Source organism: Nocardioides xinjiangensis, from assembly GCF_017916455.1.
Classification (GTDB): Bacteria; Actinomycetota; Actinomycetes; order Propionibacteriales; family Nocardioidaceae; genus Nocardioides; species Nocardioides xinjiangensis.
In genome coordinates, this window is the sequence record NZ_JAFMSY010000001.1 from 1,067,357 (window position 1) to 1,082,716 (window position 15,360).

Consider the following 15,360-nt stretch of genomic DNA (forward strand, 5'->3'; position numbering starts at 1 on the left):
CAGGCGGCGTGGCGGCACATCGACGGAGCCGGGGCCTGGCCTACTCTGAGGCCATGGTGGCCCGTCACGAGACCCACCCGGGCAGCGCTGCCGCGGCTGGGCCCGCGGAGTTCCGCGCGGCCGTGGAGTCCATGCGCCGGGCCTCGCTGCGCCCGGAGGTGCTCTGCGAGGAGATGCCGGCGCCGCAGCGGATCGCGCCCTGGTCCTCCGCGCTCAGCGGCGACGTCACGGTCGACGAGGAGGACCTCGGCACCGGTCGGCTGATCCTCCTGCACGACCCGGCCGGCAACGACGCCTGGGACGGCACGTTCCGCTGCGTGGCCTACGCCCGGGCCGACGTCGACCCCGAGCTCGGCGCCGACCCCATGCTCGCCGCGGTCGGCTGGTCGTGGCTGACCGAGGCGCTCGACGCGCACGGCGCCGGCCACCACGCGGTCTCCGGCACGGTGACCTGCGTGACGACGGAGAGCTTCGGCGGGATGGCCGACGAGCCGGGCACCGCGCAGGTGGAGATCCGGGCGTCGTGGACCCCCGACCTCGACGCCGACGGGAGCCTCGACATGGCGCCGCACGTGGAGGCATGGGGCGAGCTGATGTGCACCGCCGTCGGTCTGGCGCCGGTGCCCGAGGGCGTGACCGCGATCCCGAGCCGACGCGGACAGCGCGGCACCTGAGCCGATGCCCGACAGCCCCGACGATCCCGTCACCGAGCCCGAGGCGGCCGCACCCGAGGAGCCCGCCGCCCCGCTGCTGGAGCTCCGCGACGGCCTCCCGGAGGTCGTGGACACCGATGCGGGACTCGCCGAGGCGTGCGCCGCGCTCGCGGCCGCGACCGGGCCGGTCGCCATCGACGCCGAGCGCGCCTCGGGCTACCGCTACTCCAACCGGGCGTACCTGATCCAGCTGCGCCGCGAGGGCGCGGGCACCTGGCTGGTCGACCCCATCTCGATGACCATGCTGGCGCCGCTGCAGGAGGCGCTCGCCGGCGCGGAGTGGATCCTCCACGCCGCCACCCAGGACCTCCCGTGCCTGCGGGAGGTCGGCCTCACCCCGGCCAGCCTGTTCGACACCGAGCTCGCCGGCCGGCTGCTCGGCTACCCGCGGGTCGGGCTCGCGACGCTCGTCGAGACCGTGCTGGGACAGCGGATGCGCAAGGAGCACTCCGCCGCCGACTGGTCGACCCGACCCCTGCCGAAGCCGTGGCTGGAGTACGCCGCGCTGGACGTCGAGGTGCTCATCGAGCTGCGCGCGCACCTGGCCGCCGAGCTCGAGGAGGCAGGCAAGACGGAGTGGGCCCGACAGGAGTTCGAGCACCTCCTCGGGTTCGAGCCGGCCGTGCGGGTCGACGCGTGGCGGCGTACGTCGGGGGTGCACCGGCTGCGCGGCCGACGGGCCCTCGGCGCGGCGCGGGCGCTGTGGGAGGCGCGCGACGCGATCGCCGCCGAACGGGACGTGACCCCGGGGCGGATCCTGCCCGACTCCGCCATCGTCGCCGCCGCCACTGCGATGCCGGCCGACCGGCGTGCGCTGCTGGCGACGCAGGGCTTCCACGGTCGAGGTGCCAGCCGCTACGCCACGGCCTGGGTCGAGGCGCTGCAGCGCGTGCGTGCGATGTCGGAGGACGAGCTGCCCTCGCGCGCGCCTCGCGGCGACGGCCCGCCGCACCCGCGCACGTGGGCCGACCGGGAGCCGGTGGCCGACCGCCGGTTCAAGGCGGCCCGCGAGTCGATGCTCAACCTCGCCGAGGTGCACCACCTGCCGGTGGAGAACCTGCTGACGCCCGACTACCTCCGTCGCCTCATGTGGGCGCCGCCGGCGACCCGTGAGCCGGCCGAGCTCGCCGAGGCGGTCCGCGCCCAGCTGGCGTCCTACGGCGCGCGGCCTTGGCAGGCCGAGCTCGTCACCGGCGCGCTGGTGGGCGCCATCCTGGGCGCCGAGCAGGAGTAGCGCCCCCCTCCCCCTTCCTCCCGGCTGGCGCCGGCGTGCGTCATGCGTTTTGGGGCCTACGGCGACCGGCTCGTATGACGTCGCTGCGCCGGGCTGGCTGGGGCGTACGTCATACCGAGCCGCACCTATGACCGCCGGTTCGCACGACGCAGCGGGGCGGCCGGCGCGTACGTCATACCGAACCGCACCTATAGCGGCCGGTTCGCATGACGCAAGCGGGCCCGCCCGACGCACGTCATCCCGAACCGCACCTATGCCGCCGGTTCGCATGACGCAGCGGCCCAACCCGCATACGTCATGCCGAACCGCACCAACAGCCGCCGGTTCGTATGACGCAGCGGCCCCGCCGCCGCCCGCCCGGCCCAGCAAGCGAGGCCCGCCGGCTACTCCCCCGGCGTCTCGCTCGACGTCTCCGACGGGTCCGGGTCCTCGGAGCCGGGCTCCTCCTCGCCCTCCGGCGACAGCACGGTGCGCGACACCTCGTCGATCTGCTCCGTGGTCGACTCGAGGTCCAGCACGCCCGGCGCGGTCACGAGGCTCTCGAGGAGCGGCGTGACCGCCTCGACCAGCTCGACGCGCTGGTCGATGAACGGCGGCACGACCATGTAGCGGATGCTCGCGTTGAAGACGATGGAGCTGGCCGGCTCCTCCTCGGGCGCGAGGAACTCCGGCGAGGCGGCGACCTGGGTGTTGGCCGGCACGATGTAGCCCGTGGCCGCGACGGTCGAGATGGCGGCGTCGGACACGGCGTAGGCGATGAAGTCGGCGGCGTCGCCGGTGAACTCGGAGTCGGCCGACAGGCACAGGCCGCTGATGTCGCCCACCGTCGCGCGGCTGTCGAGCGTGGGCATCGGCAGCACGTCGAAGTCCAGGCCCTCGGCCTCGCGCAGCTCCGGCACGAGGTTGCGGAAGCCGGCGACCATCGCGAGCTCGCCGCGCTTGAACAGCTGCACCGGTGTCGCCCGGGCGAGCTGGGCGTTGGTCGGCGTGAGGGTCGGGTCGCGCAGGATCGCCAGCGTCTCGCTCAGCGCCTCGCGGGTGTCGTCGTCGGAGAAGGCGAGCGAGGTGGGTTCGTCCTCGTCGTCGAACACCTGCCCGTCACCGGAGTAGATGAAGGGCGCCAGGCCCTGCAGGGTCGGGTCGATCCAGACTCCGCGCCGGTCGCCGCGGCGTGCGGCGAACTGTGCGGCCGCGCCGAACTCCGCGAGCGTCCACCGGTCGCGCAGGCCCTCCTCGTCGGCCGTCGGCACGTCGAGGCCGCGCCGCTCCATCTTGTCGAAGTCGACGAGCTCGGTGTTGTAGTAGACGACCATCGGCGAGACGGAGTACGCCATGCACTGGAGCTCGTCGTCCATCGCGAAGGCGTCGACGGCGTCGCGCGAGAAGCGGTCGCCGAAGTCGACGCCCCGCTCGTCGAGCAGCAGGCTGACCGGCTGGAGGGCCTCGGCCTCGACCAGCTGGCCGAGGTCGATGCGGGAAGTGAGGAACACGTCCGGGGCCTCGCCCGCGAGCACGTCGGCGAGGGCCGACTCGTGGTCGGGCCACGACTTGAGCGCGACCTGCCGGGTCGTCGAGGAGGCGTTGAACGAGTCGACGACGCTCTGGAACGCCGCCACCTCCTCCTCGGTGCCGTAGGCGCCGAAGGTGATCCGGCGCGGCTCGCTCGGGCTCGACTGGCCCTGATCGGGCGACCTGGTGGGGCGCGGCTCGGGCTCCGCGTCACCGGTGCACGCCGCGGTCGTCAGGGCCAGGGCCAGGGCGCACGACGCGACCGCGCGTCGACGGAGGGAACGGCCCGCACGGGCGGGGAACAGGGCACGCACGCAGGCGACCCTAACGGTCGCGTCCACGGGTCGAGGTGCGCGGACCCGGCGACAGCGCCCCGACGAGCGGCCGGGGACGCGACGGCGCGGAGCGCCGGAAGCTGGGAGTGCGCCGGACCGGGAGCGCCTCACGGCGCGTGGCCGCTCGTAGCGGCTTCATTTGGGACCCGGGGCTGCCACAGCCCGACGCACTCAGGACCATTGTAAAACCTCAGCCCAGCGTGTGCCGGATTTCCTCGTGACCAGCGGCCTCGAGCTGCTCCGACAGCACCAGCATCCGCGACACCTCCTCGTGCGAGGACTCGAGGCCGGCGCGGCCGGCGGCGACGATGCGGGCGAAGGCGGAGGCGCGGAAGAGCGTGACCGCGAAGTCGCCGCGCGCGATGCCACGCAGCACGTCGTCGACCATGGTGCGCAGCTCGCGCGGCCCGGGCGGGTCGGCGACGCCGGCGACGACCCGGGCCACGTCGACGCGACGCTGGCCGGCCTCGTACTCGGCCGCCACCCGCTCGGGGTCGGCGTACACCCACGAGCGCAGCACGAACAACCGCCACAGGCTCCCGGCGAGCGTGTCGGCCGGCGCACCCGACCACACCTCGGCGAGGGTCTCGAGGCCCTCGGTCTCGGCGAGGTGGACGATGCGCTCGGCCAGGGCGGGGTCGTCGGAGTCGCGCGCGCCGCGCACCAGCACCGTCGCGGCGAGGTCACCCGCCTCGCGGACCCTGGCGGGGTCGGCGCCGCCGGCGATCTCGGCGAAGAACCCGTCGCCGGGGGTCATCGGTCGGTGGTGGGGGCGATCGCTCACCGCACCAGCCTAGGTCGACTGGGTCGCGGTCCCCATCACCTTGCGGATGCGCTGGTCGCTGACCTTCTCGCGGGTGCCGAGCTGCTGGGCGAACAGCGAGACGCGGTACTCCTCCAGCAGCCACCGCGAGTCGCGCAGGTGCTGGGGCACCGGCTGGCCGTCGGGCAGCGCGGCGACCGCGTGCAGCCACGCCTCCTGCAGGCCGGCGACCTGGTCCATCAGCTGGCGGTCGCGCGCGACCTGCGAGTCGAGCCGCTCGCGGCGGTACGTCACCGCGGCGAGGTAGCGCGGGTAGTCGCGAAGCCGCGACACGCCGGCGTCACCGACGAAGCCGGGCGCCATCAGGCGGCCGACCTGGGCGCGCATGTCGGTGAGCGCCGGCAGCGTCGCCAGGTCGGCCCGACCGGAGATCGCCCGGTCGGTCGTCCGCCACGCCTCCAGCACCCGCATCAGGTCGTGGACGGCCGCGCCCAGGCCGGTGGCCACGGCGTCGCGGGAGGCGGCCACCACCGCGGCGAACGCGTCCTCGTCGCGCACGGTGGGCCGCGCGTCGACGACCTCGCCGACGATCCCGGCGCGGACGTCGTCGAGGAGCTCGGCGACCGACGGGTAGGGCGACCCGACGAGCGCCAGCCGGGCGCGCTGGTCGAGCCCCGCCCCGGCGAGCACGTCGTCCACCGGCGGCATCGGCCCGAGCGCGAGGAGCACCAGGCGCCGTACGCCGAGGCGGTGGTGCGCCGCGGCCTCGTCGGGCGTCGCCAGCACCTGCAGGCCGACGGTGGAGCCCTCGTCCACGAGGGCCGGGAAGCCTCGGACCTCGTGGCCGGCGCGGCGCTGCACGAACGACTCCTCGACCGTGCCGAAGGTCCACGACACCTGCCCGGTCGCCGTGACCCCGGAGTCGGCGGCCACGTCGGCCATCGCCTGCTCGAAGGTGGGCCGCAGCGGCTCCTTGAGGGCGTCGAGGTCCTTGCCGCGGGCCGCCTCCGCGCCCTCCTCGGTGACGACGCGGTAGGTGGGGCGGAGGTGGGCGGGAACCTTGGACCAGTCCCAGGCCTCCCGGTCGATGACGAGGCTGCGGGTGCTGCGCGCGAAGCGCTCGAGGGCGTCGAGCAGCGGCTCGGCTCCGGGCGGGGTCGCGGCGAGGAACTCCCGCGCGGTGTTGGGCGCCGGCACCATCGCCACCCGCAGGTTCTTGGGCAGGGAGCGGATCAGCTCGGTGACAAGCTCCTCGCGCAGCCCGGGGACCAGCCAGGAGAAGTCGTCGGCGTCGATGCGGTTGAGGGTCGCGACCGGCACCTCGATGGTGAGCCCGTCGTCGGCGGCGCCCGGCTCGAAGTGGTAGCTGATCGGGAAGGTCAGCCCGGCCTCGTCGCTGTCGTGCCACTCGGTCGGGAAGTCGTGCGCGCGCACCTCGGCGGCGGTGTCGTGGGTGAGCATCGTGGGGTCGAAGGTCAGCAGGTCCGGCGTCTTCTGCCGGGCGCGCCGCCACCACTGGTCGAAGTGCTGCCCACTGACCACCTCGGCCCCGACGCGGGCGTCGTAGAACTCGAAGAGCGTCTCCTCGTCGACGACGATGTCGCGGCGCCGGGCCCGGTGCTCGAGCTCCTCGGCCTCCTCCAGCATCCGCGCGTTGTGGGCGAGGAAGCGGTGCCGGGAGTCCCACTCGCGCTGCACCAGCGCGTGGCGGATGAACAGCTCACGAGCCAGCGGCGGGTCCACCTTGCCGTAGGACACGAGGCGGTCGGCCACCAGCGGCACGCCGTACAGCGTCACCCGCTCGCGGGCCATCACCGCGGCACGCTTGCGCGACCAGTGCGGCTCGGAGTAGGTCCGCTTCACCAGGTGGGCGCCCAACCGCTCGGCCCACTCCGGCTTGATGGCGGCGTTCTGCCGGGCCCACAGCCGCGAGGTCTCGACCAGCTCGGCGCTCATCAGGAAGTCGGGGTTGCGGCCCTTGAGGACACTGCCGGGGAAGATCGCGAAGCGGGCGTTGCGGGCGCCGAGGTACTCCCGCATCGGCCTGCGCTCCCCCGGCCGGGGCTTCTCGCGCCCCTCCAGCGCTCCGACGTGGCTCAGCAGGCCCGAGAGCAGCGCCTGGTGGATGCCGTCCTCGTCGTACGCCGCTCCCCCCTCGCTGCTGCCCGTCCGTCCGAGGTCGAGCTTCATCTCCTTGCACACCTGCCGCAGCTGGGACTCGTAGTCCTGCCACTCCCGGATGCGGAGGTAGTTGAGGTGCTCGCGCTTGCACATCCGGCGGAAGGCGCTCGACGACAGCTCGCGCTGCTGCTGCTTGAGGTGGCGCCAGAGGTTGAGCCAGGTGAGGAAGTCGCTGGTGTCGTGCTTGAAGCGGGCGTGCAGCTGGTCGGCCTGCGCACGCTGCTCCTCGGGCCGTTCGCGCGGGTCCTGGATCGACAGCGCGGCGGCGATGACGACCACGTCGCGCAGGCAGCCGAGCCGTTCCGCCTCGAGGATCATCCGGCCCAGCCGGGGGTCGATCGGGAGCCGGGCCAGGCGCCTGCCGACGCTCGTCAGACGGACGCCGGAGCGGGACGTCATGGGTTTCCCCGCCCGGGGCCGGAGATCCTCCTGACGTCCCGGCTCGGGGGCGGTCGACACCGCGCCGAGCTCCTCGAGCAGGTCGGTGCCCGCCTTGACGTTGCGGCGGTCCGGCGGCTCGACGAAGGGGAAGCGGGCGATGTCGCCGAGCCGGAGCGAGGCCATCTGGAGGATCACGCTGGCGAGGTTGGTCCGCAGGATCTCCGGGTCGGTGAACTCCGGGCGCGCCTGGAAGTCCTCCTCGGAGTAGAGCCGGATCGCGATGCCCTCGGACACGCGGCCGCAGCGGCCGGAGCGCTGGTTCGCCGACGCCTGGCTGATCGGCTCGATCGGCAGCCGCTGCACCTTGGTGCGCACCGAGTAGCGGCTGATGCGCGCCACGCCGGTGTCGACGACGTACCGGATGCCGGGGACGGTCAGCGACGTCTCGGCGACGTTGGTGGCCAGCACGACGCGGCGCACGGTGGAGGGGTGGCTGGAGAACACCTTGTGCTGGTCGGCGGCGCTGAGCCGCGAGTAGAGCGGGACGATCTCGAGCCGGTCGCTGCGCAGCGCCTCGAACGCGTCGGCGGTGTCGCGGATCTCGCGCTCGCCCGGCAGGAAGACCAGCACGTCGCCCGGCCCCTCCGCCGACAGCTCGCGGACCGCGTCGACGATCGCCTCGGTCTGGTCGCGCTGGACGGCCTCGCCCTCCTCGTCGCTCTCCGGGAGCTCGAGGAGCGGGCGGTAGCGGACCTCCACCGGGTAGGTGCGTCCCGACACCTCGACGACCGGGGCCCCGAAGTGCTCGGCGAAGCGCTCCACGTCGATCGTGGCGCTGGTGATGATCACCTTGAGGTCGGGCCTGCGCGGCAGCAGGCGCTTGAGGTAGCCGAGGAGGAAGTCGATGTTGAGGCTGCGCTCGTGGGCCTCGTCGATGATGATCGTGTCGTACGCGCGGAGGTCGCGGTCGCGCTGGAGCTCGGCGAGCAGGATGCCGTCGGTCATCAGCTTCACCCGGCTCGCGCGGCTGGTGCGGTCGGTGAAGCGGACCTGGTAGCCCACGACGTCCCCGAGCTCGGTGCCGAGCTCGTCGGCGATCCGCTCGGCCACCGAGCGCGCGGCGATCCGGCGGGGCTGGGTGTGCCCGATGAGCCCGCCGCCTCCGGCCCGGCCGAGGCCGCGGCCGAGCTCGAGGCAGATCTTCGGCAGCTGCGTGGTCTTCCCCGAGCCGGTCTCGCCGGCGACGATGACGACCTGGTGGTCGCGGATCGCCGCGGCGATGTCGTCGCGGCGGGCGGAGACCGGGAGCTCGGGCGGGTAGGTGATCTTCACAACGGACGCCATTCTCACCCACCCCGGCAACCGGGTTCGCCGCGGCGTGCGGTCCCGGCCGGCGCCGACCGGCCGGGACCGGGCTCAGGAGCTCGAGCCGCTGTCGGAGCCCTCGCCCTCCGGCGGTGTGGTGGGCGGCAGCTGCCCGGGCACGCCGCGCGGGCCGCGCTCCATGCCGCCTCGCCCGTCGGGCCCGGGGGCGCGGTCGTCGCGGTGCACCCAGCCGCCGTGGTCCCGGGGACCGTCGTGGGTGACGGCGTGCACCGCTGCCGTGCCGAGCCCGCCGACGATGACGCCCGCGAGAGCGGAGGCGAGGAGGGCGGCGAGGCCGAACGTCCGGTTGCCGTCGGAGCGCCGCAGGGAGCGCAGCCGCTCGCGGAAGCGGCGGCGGCCGGGAGGCGCCTCGGCCGGCGTCTCTGCGGCGACGCGGGGGGACTCTCGAGGGGCGGGGCCGGCGGCACGCACCGGCTGGGTCTCGTCGGGCCGGGGAGCGGCCTGCTGGTCGTCGTTCATGGGAGCGAGCGTGGTCCGGCTTGCTGTGCCGGGACTGTGCGTGACCTCTGTGTCCGCCCAGACCTCCGAGGGTTCCTGCGGGGCGATGTCGAGAACTGGCGCAGGACTCCGTCCCCGGAATGGAGGCGGCCACAATGGGCTGCACCTCACCAAGGAGACCGACATGCCGAAGTACCTCCTCCTCAAGCACTACCGCGGCGCGCCGACCCCGCTCAACGAGGCGCCGATGGACCAGTGGAGCCCCGAGGAGGTCGATGCCCACATGGCGTTCATGGACGAGTTCGGCAAGCGCCTCGAGGCCAACGGCGAGCTCGTCGACGCCCAGGCCCTCTCGCCGACCGGGGCGTGGGTCAGCGCCGACGCCGAGGGGAGGACCGCGGTCACCGACGGCCCGTTCGCCGAGACCAAGGACCTCATCGCCGGCTGGTACGTCATCGACGTCGACGGCTGGGACCGGGCCGTCGAGCTCGCCACGGAGCTCTCGCTGGCGCCCGGCAAGGACGGCAAGCCCATCCACGAGTGGCTCGAGGTGCGGCCCTTCTACGGCGCGCCGACGGCCACCGACTGACAGCGACGACGATGTCGTACGCCTTCGACGAGGCGACGCTGCGGCCACTGGTGCCGCAGGTGATCGGGGTCCTCGTCCGCCGCGGAGCCGACTTCGCGGCGGCCGAGGACGCCGTCCAGGACGCCCTCGTCGAGGCGTGGCGGACCTTCGGCGACGGTGCGGCGGACCAGCCGCGCGACCTCAAGGGCTGGCTGGTCACGGTGGCGTGGCGCCGGTTCATCGACACCGTGCGGTCCGAGACCGCCAGGCAGCGGCGCGAGCTCGCCGTCGACGCCGAGCCGGAGGTGGGCCCGACCGAGGACGCCGACGACACCCTGCGCGTCTTCTTCCTCTGTGCCCACCCGGCGCTCACCCCTGCGTCGGCGGTGGCGCTCACCCTGCGCGCGGTCGGCGGCCTGACGACGCGGCAGGTCGCCGAGGCCTACCTCGTGCCCGAGGCGACGATGGCGCAGCGCATCAGCCGGGCCAAGAAGACCGTCTCGGGCCAGTCGCTCGACCAGCCGGGCGACCTCGCGACCGTGCGGCGGGTGCTCTACCTCGTCTTCAACGAGGGCTACACCGGCGACGTCGACCTCGCCGCGGAGGCGATCCGGCTGACCCGGCAGCTGGCCACGCTCGCCGCGGACCCGGAGACCGACGGGCTGCTCGCGCTGATGCTGCTGCACCACGCGCGCCGGCCAGCCCGGACCCGCGCGGACGGGACGCTCGTACCCCTCGCCGACCAGGACCGCGGCCTGTGGGACACCGCCCTCGTCGAGGAGGGGGTCGCGGTCCTGCAGTCGGCGCTGGCCTGCGAGCAGCGCGGCGAGTTCCAGCTCCAGGCCGCTGTCGCGGCGCTGCACGCCGACGCGCGGAGGGCCGAGGGGACCGACTGGGTGCAGATCGTGCAGTGGTACGACGAGCTGCTGGCACTCACCGGCAGCCCGGTCGTCCGGCTCAACCGGGCGGTCGCGGTCGGCGAGGCCGACGGCGCCCGTGCCGGTCTCGCCGCGCTCGCCGACGTCGACCCCGACCTGCCGCGCCACCGTGCGGCGTCGGCGTACCTCCACGAGAAGGCGGGCGAGCACGCGGCGGCCGCGAGGTTGTACGCCGAGGCCGCCCGACTGGCGACGAACGTCGCCGAGCGGACCCACCTGACCAAGCAGGCGGCGCGGCTGAACCGGCGCTAGGTCGACCGGATGCGTAGGGGCTCGTGACGCTGCGCGTCCTGGCGACTGCGCTCGGGTGGCTATCTGGTGGCGACGAGCCGACTGGCGCGCCCCGCCGGCGCGGCACGCTGACTCGCAGGACAGGCCGCGCACAGGAAACCCACAGCAAGACTCGGCAGGATGCTGTCCATGCAGCAGCAGCTCGCCCGCCACGACGGCTCCCCCGTGCGCGTCCTGGTCGTCGACGACGAGGTCAACATCGCCGAGCTCCTCGCGATGGCCCTGCGCTACGAGGGCTGGGACCTCCGGATGGCGCACAGCGGGACCCAGGCGGTGGCGGCGGCCCGCGACTTCCGCCCGGACGCGGTGGTGCTCGACATCATGCTGCCCGACTTCGACGGCCTCGAGGTGCTGCGCCGCATGCGCGCCGACGGCAGCGACGTGCCCGTGCTCTTCCTCACCGCCAAGGACGCCGTCGAGGACCGGATCGCGGGCCTGACGGCGGGCGGCGACGACTACGTGACCAAGCCGTTCTCGCTGGAGGAGGTGGTGGCCCGGCTGCGTGGCCTCATCCGCCGCGCCGGCACCGCCGCACAGGCCGACGCCGGCAACGTGCTGGTCGTCGGCGACCTCACGCTCGACGAGGACAGCCACGAGGTGCACCGCGCCGGCACCGGGATCACCCTCACGGCCACCGAGTTCGAGCTGCTGCGCTTCCTCATGCGCAACCCGCGGCGGGTGCTCAGCAAGGCGCAGATCCTCGACCGGGTCTGGCAGTACGACTTCGGCGGGCAGGCCAACGTCGTGGAGCTCTACATCTCCTACCTGCGCAAGAAGGTCGACGCCGGCCGCGAGCCGATGATCCACACCATGCGCGGCGCCGGCTACGTGCTCAAGCCGGCCCCATGAGGCTGCGCCTCCCGGCGACCCTCACCGCCCGGCTGGTGGCCGTGGCGGTGCTGCTGGTCGCGGTGACGGCCCTCCTCATCGGGACCGCGACCACCCTGGCGATGAAGCAGAACCTCGAGACGCAGCTCGACGCCCAGGCCACCGAGTCGCTCGTGAAGACCGTCAACTCCCCCCGCGGCCGGCCCGACGGCGACGGACGCAGCGGCTTCGACCCGTTCCGCGACATCTCCCGGCAGTACGAGGGGGCGCTCGTGGCGGTCCTGCCCGAGCAGGGCGAGGCCACCGGCGCGGTCCGCACCGAGGGGGACGACGAGAGCTGGAGCGTCGCCGAGCCGCTGTCGCAGCGCCAGCTCGACGCCCTCCACGACGACATGCCCTACGCCGAGTACGAGCCGGCCACCCTCCGCGTGCCGGGCCTCGGCAGCTACCGCGTGGTGTGCCACCAGGGCGAGGGCGGCTGGATCGTGGTCGGACTGCCGACCACCGGCGTCACGCGTACGATCGCCGACCTGGTCCGCCTCGAGCTGCTCGCGACCCTCCTCGGCGTGCTGGCCGCGGCCGGCGTCGGCACCTGGGTCGTGCGCCGCCAGCTGGCCCCGCTGCGGGAGGTCGCCGCGACGGCCCACCGCGTGGCCGAGCTCCCGCTCGCGTCCGGGGAGATCGACATGGCCGCGCGGGTGCCCGACCGGCTCACCGACGAGCGCACCGAGATCGGCCAGGTCGGCTCGGCGCTCAACGCGATGCTCGACCACGTCGAGGACTCGCTCGGCCGCCGCCACCGCAGCGAGCAGCAGGTGCGCCAGTTCGTCGCCGACGCCTCCCACGAGCTGCGCACCCCGCTCGCGACGATCGCGGGGTACACCGAGCTCGCGCGCCGACGTCCCGAGACCGGTGGCACGGCGCTCGACAAGGTCGAAGCCGAGTCCGCGCGGATGACCGCGCTGGTCGAGGACCTGCTGCTGCTGGCCCGGCTCGACGCCGGCCGGCCGCTGGAGAGCCGGCCCGTCGACCTGTCGAGGCTCCTGCTCGAGGCCGTCGACGATGCCCGGGTGCTCGACGCCGAGCGCTCCTGGCGGCTGGACCTCCCCGACGAGCCCATCACCGTCACCGGCGACGAGGCGCGGCTGCACCAGGTCGCGACCAACCTGCTCACCAACGCGCGCAAGCACACCCCGCCGGGCAGCACGGTGACCGTGTCCGGCACGACGGCGGGGTTCAGCGTCCACGACGACGGGCCGGGGTTCGCCCCCGACCTCGCGCCCCACGCGTTCGAGCGGTTCACCCGCGGCGACGCCGCCCGGAGCCGGGGCGGCGCAGGCCTCGGCCTCTCGCTGGTGGAGGCGATCGTGGCGGCCCACGGCGGCTCGGTGGCGCTCGAGAGCCGGCCCGGCGACACGACGGTCACCGTCACGCTGCCTGCGCGCGCCTCCTGACCGCCGGCCTCGGGTGTCGACGCGGCGCCCGTGTCCCGCGAGATCCCGTCGAGTGGGCGCCAGTGTGCCGCCACATCGCGTCGAGTGGGCGCCAGTGTGCCGCCACATCCCGCCGAGTGGGCGCCAGTGTGCCGCCACATTCCGTCGAGTCGGCGTCGACGTCCTGGGCTCGGGACATCTGCGCCGACTCGACGCGAGGGCTCGGGACATCTGCGCCGACTCGACGCGAGGGCTCGGGACATCTGCGCCGACTCGACGCGAGATCACGAGACACGTGCGCCTACTCGACGCGTCTGGGTGGCGCTCGAGAGCCGGCTTGGCGACACGACGGTCACCGTCCACCTCCCCTCGCCGCCGACGCCGACTGGTAGAGATGACGCATGGAGCCCGGCACCCCGATCCGCTGCGAGATGACCAAGTGGGGTGACCGTCCGCACTGGCGGTTCTCCGGCATCCTGCTCGGGTCCGACGAGCACGGCGACTGGCTCGGCTTCCCGGAGGGCACGCACAACCACCGGCCCGGCTACGAGTTCCGCTCCGACGTCGACGCCGTCACCCTGGTGCCGGCCGGCCGCTGGTACGTCGCGACCTTCCACGAGCCGGGCGTCTGGTGCGACCTCTACGTCGACATCACCACCCCACCGACCTGGGAGGGCGACGTGCTGCGGGCCGTCGACCTGGACCTCGACGTGATCCGCATGTCCCGCGTGCCGGCCGCGCCTCCGCCGGGGCGGGTCGCCGGCCCCGGTGAGGTCTTCGTCGACGACGAGGACGAGTTCGCCGAGCACCAGGTGGCGTTCGGCTACCCCGCCGAGGTGGTCCAGCAGGCGCAGGCCAGCTGCGACGAGCTCGTCCGGGCCGTCCGCGCGGGGCTGCCGCCGTTCGACGGCGCCCACCGCCGGTGGCTCGCCGAGCTGACCCGGCTCACTCGCTCCCCGTCCTCCTGAGGGCCCGCCGCTCCGCGCGGGTCAGGGCGCGGAAGGGGCCGACCAGGCGGGGGCCGGAGAGCCGGTTCTCCAGCCGGCGCGCCTCCCGCTTGAGCGGCTGGGCGACGTACTCCCCCAGGATGACGCCCGAGGCGAGAGCGATGGCGACCGAGATCGCGGTCATCAGCGCGAAGATGCCCTGCGAGACGAAGGGGCCGCCGTCGGACAGGAACGCCAGCCCGCGGTAGATCGAGAGTCCCGGGAGGAACGGGACGATCGCAGGCACGGCGACGACCAGGGGCGGCACCCGCACCCGCCCCGCGACGGCGTACGCCACCAGGCCGATGAAGAGGGCCGCCGCACCGGCCGAGGCGACCCGGCCGAACCCCGCCAGCGCGACCGCCTGGGAGATCAGCGCCGCGACGCCGGTGGTGAGGGCGATGGGCAGCACCGCGCGGCGCGGCGCGTACGACGCGACGCTGAAGGCGGCGGCCGACACGGCCGCGCCGCCGAGGATCGTAGGGAGGTCCGACACGCCGCGGGCCGCACCCGGCACCAGGTCGCCGAGCCCGAGGCCGACGGCCTCCGCGACCGAGATGCCGAGCGCGACGCCGGCGATGATCCCCGCGGTCGCCATCATCGCCTCGATCAGGCGTGCGCTCGCGGTGAGGTAGAAGCCGGTGAGGGCGTCCTGGACCGCGCCCATCAGGCCGATCCCCGCGAGCAGCATGATGATGTTGGCAGTCACGACCAGCGACGGGTCGACGTCGACCGGTGACGCGGCGACGGCGCCGGCGAGGAGGGTCGCGATCGCCCCGCCGGCCACCTGGAGGTAGAAGAACGGCAGCCGGCGCCGGGCGAGCACCAGCTGCACGCGGTCGATGAGGGCCGCGGCGAGCGCCGCGACGGCCGAGACGACCAGACCGCCGCCGAGGAAGACGCCGACCGCAGCGGCCATGACCATCCAGGCGACGGTCACCGCCCACCGCGGAAAGGCGTGCCCGAGCGAGACGATCGTGGCCATCCGGGAGCGCGCGAGGTAGAGGTCCGCCCGGTCGGTGAGGACGTCGCGCACAAGGTGGTCGACCGCGGTCAGGTCCTCGTAGTCGATGTCGCGCTGCTGGACGTGGCGCATCATCAGCGTCGGCACGTCGTCGCCGGGGCCCTGGTGGCTCATCGACAGCGCCGTGAACGTCACGTCGATCTCCGCCGTTCGCAGCCCGAGGTGGTCGGCGACCGACCGCATCGTCGCCGTCACGTCGGCCGCCCCGGCGCCCGAGGACAGCAGCATCTCGCCGATGCGCAGGCACAGGTCCATCGTCAGGTGGACCTCACGGGCCCGCTCGGCCGCTGCCTCGCGCTCGTCGTCGTGCTGGTCGGTCCGGTCGTGCTGATCCACCTGTCCATGGTGGCAA

Annotated in this window: 12 protein-coding genes; 7 read left to right on the plus strand and 5 right to left on the minus strand. The window is 74.0% G+C overall.

What is annotated here, in order from left to right; translation table 11 throughout:
• The first annotated feature begins 53 nt into the window (after positions 1–53).
• Together J3P38_RS05080 and J3P38_RS05085 are read left to right on the plus strand one after the other, a co-directional pair.
• Complete coding sequence (locus J3P38_RS05080; protein ID WP_210502870.1) at positions 54–674, plus strand: DUF3000 domain-containing protein; 621 nt, start codon at positions 54–56, stop codon at positions 672–674.
• A 4-nt stretch (positions 675–678) separates the two neighbouring features.
• Positions 679–1,947: an HRDC domain-containing protein gene (locus J3P38_RS05085; RefSeq protein WP_210502871.1), complete on the plus strand. Its 1,269-nt coding sequence runs from the start codon at positions 679–681 to the stop codon at positions 1,945–1,947.
• 383 nt (positions 1,948–2,330) lie between these two features.
• On the opposite strand, the gene J3P38_RS05090 is transcribed toward J3P38_RS05085, so the two are convergent.
• The 4 genes from J3P38_RS05090 to J3P38_RS05105 form a co-directional block, all read right to left on the minus strand.
• Positions 2,331–3,770: an extracellular solute-binding protein gene (locus tag J3P38_RS05090; RefSeq protein ID WP_210502872.1), complete on the minus strand. Its 1,440-nt coding sequence runs from the start codon at positions 3,768–3,770 to the stop codon at positions 2,331–2,333.
• 211 nt (positions 3,771–3,981) lie between these two features.
• Positions 3,982–4,575 (minus strand): hypothetical protein, encoded by a 594-nt coding sequence (locus J3P38_RS05095; protein WP_307807727.1) that lies wholly within the window; start codon positions 4,573–4,575, stop codon positions 3,982–3,984.
• Positions 4,576–4,584: 9 nt separating this feature from the next.
• Positions 4,585–8,460: an ATP-dependent RNA helicase HrpA gene (gene hrpA, locus J3P38_RS05100; RefSeq protein ID WP_210502873.1), complete on the minus strand. Its 3,876-nt coding sequence runs from the start codon at positions 8,458–8,460 to the stop codon at positions 4,585–4,587.
• A 72-nt stretch (positions 8,461–8,532) separates the two neighbouring features.
• Positions 8,533–8,961, minus strand: a complete 429-nt coding sequence (locus J3P38_RS05105) for a hypothetical protein (RefSeq protein ID WP_210438747.1) — start codon at positions 8,959–8,961, stop codon at positions 8,533–8,535.
• A gap of 163 nt (positions 8,962–9,124) precedes the next feature.
• Between J3P38_RS05105 and J3P38_RS05110 the strand changes: the two genes are divergently transcribed.
• From J3P38_RS05110 to J3P38_RS05130, 5 genes are all read left to right on the plus strand, one after another.
• Entirely contained in the window at positions 9,125–9,529 is a 405-nt protein-coding gene (locus J3P38_RS05110; RefSeq protein ID WP_210438748.1) for a YciI family protein, read from the plus strand.
• Positions 9,530–9,540: 11 nt separating this feature from the next.
• Positions 9,541–10,698: an RNA polymerase sigma factor gene (locus J3P38_RS05115; protein WP_210502874.1), complete on the plus strand. Its 1,158-nt coding sequence runs from the start codon at positions 9,541–9,543 to the stop codon at positions 10,696–10,698.
• 168 nt (positions 10,699–10,866) lie between these two features.
• On the plus strand, positions 10,867–11,586 hold the full coding sequence (locus tag J3P38_RS05120) for a response regulator transcription factor (protein ID WP_210502875.1): 720 nt from the start codon (positions 10,867–10,869) through the stop codon (positions 11,584–11,586).
• Positions 11,583–13,019, plus strand: a complete 1,437-nt coding sequence (locus J3P38_RS05125; RefSeq protein WP_210502876.1) for a sensor histidine kinase — start codon at positions 11,583–11,585, stop codon at positions 13,017–13,019. The genes J3P38_RS05120 and J3P38_RS05125 overlap by 4 nt, the downstream gene beginning before the upstream one ends.
• Before the next feature lie 380 nt (positions 13,020–13,399).
• Positions 13,400–13,966, plus strand: a complete 567-nt coding sequence (locus tag J3P38_RS05130) for a DUF402 domain-containing protein (RefSeq protein ID WP_210502877.1) — start codon at positions 13,400–13,402, stop codon at positions 13,964–13,966.
• Here the strand turns inward: J3P38_RS05130 and J3P38_RS05135 are convergent.
• Positions 13,944–15,344, minus strand: coding sequence for a threonine/serine exporter family protein (locus tag J3P38_RS05135; protein ID WP_307807729.1), 1,401 nt, complete (start codon positions 15,342–15,344; stop codon positions 13,944–13,946). The two genes, J3P38_RS05130 and J3P38_RS05135, sit on opposite strands and share 23 nt — an antisense overlap.
• Positions 15,345–15,360: the final 16 nt, after the last annotated feature.